The organism is Aeromonas sanarellii (genome assembly GCF_000820085.1).
GTDB lineage: Bacteria > Pseudomonadota > Gammaproteobacteria > Enterobacterales > Aeromonadaceae > Aeromonas > Aeromonas sanarellii.
Genome location: NZ_CDBN01000016.1, coordinates 236 through 1024, shown reverse-complemented (window position 1 = coordinate 1024; position 789 = coordinate 236). Strand labels below are relative to the sequence as shown.

Genomic DNA, 789 nt, shown 5'->3' with positions numbered 1-789 from the left:
TGGACGGCACAGTGTTCGACAGCTCCATCGCCCGTGGCGAACCCATCGAGTTCGGCCTGAACCAGGTGATCAAGGGCTGGACCGAAGGGGTGCAGCTGATGGTGGAAGGGGAGAAGACCCGCTTCTACATCCCCGCCAGCCTGGCCTACGGCGATCGCGCCGCCGGCAAGATACCGCCGGGATCCGTGCTGATCTTCGATGTGGAGCTGCTGGGCATTCAGTAACCCCCCTTCGTCACGGCAACAAGGCCGGCGCACTGCGCCGGCCTTGTTGTTTCTGTTCCTGTCGTTGCCGCCCGCCATCTCAGCTCCAGGACTATCAACCCAAGGTGAACAGTGCTTACACATTGCACTGGATTGTTAACTCCAATCCCGGGGCAGATAATGACCTCATCGTCAGCGGCCCAGCCCCTGACCCGTTTATCGCGGTACCGGCCAAGCGGGCCCACACCGCCAACAAGGAGTCTCGCCATGGCTATCGCCCCCGTCTGGTTCATCTCTCACGGCGCCCCGGATCTGGTCCTGCGCGACCAGCCNNGGGGATATCAAGGGGCTGGTGGTGCTCTCGGCCCACTGGTTCAGCCGAAGCGAGCCGCAGATCAACGTCGAGCCCAGCCCGGCCTTGATGTACGACTTCTACGGCTTCCCCGAGCCTCTCTACCGGATCCGCTGGCCCGCCAGGAGCCCCCAGTGGCTGCAAGAGGCGGTGAGCGATCAGCTGCTGCTGGCCGGCCTGCCCGCCACCCCGATCAGGCGCGAACTGGATCACGGGGTCTGGTCGCCGCTCTCC

General features: G+C 64.4%; 1 protein-coding gene and 1 pseudogene. Both read left to right on the top strand.

What is annotated here, in order from left to right; all coding sequences use genetic code 11:
* Positions 1-224: FKBP-type peptidyl-prolyl cis-trans isomerase (locus BN1132_RS03410; protein ID WP_042075041.1), on the top strand; the 224-nt coding region annotated here is incomplete at its 5' end.
* A gap of 246 nt (positions 225-470) precedes the next feature.
* Positions 471-789: pseudogene (locus BN1132_RS20210) on the top strand (DODA-type extradiol aromatic ring-opening family dioxygenase); the annotation flags it as partial.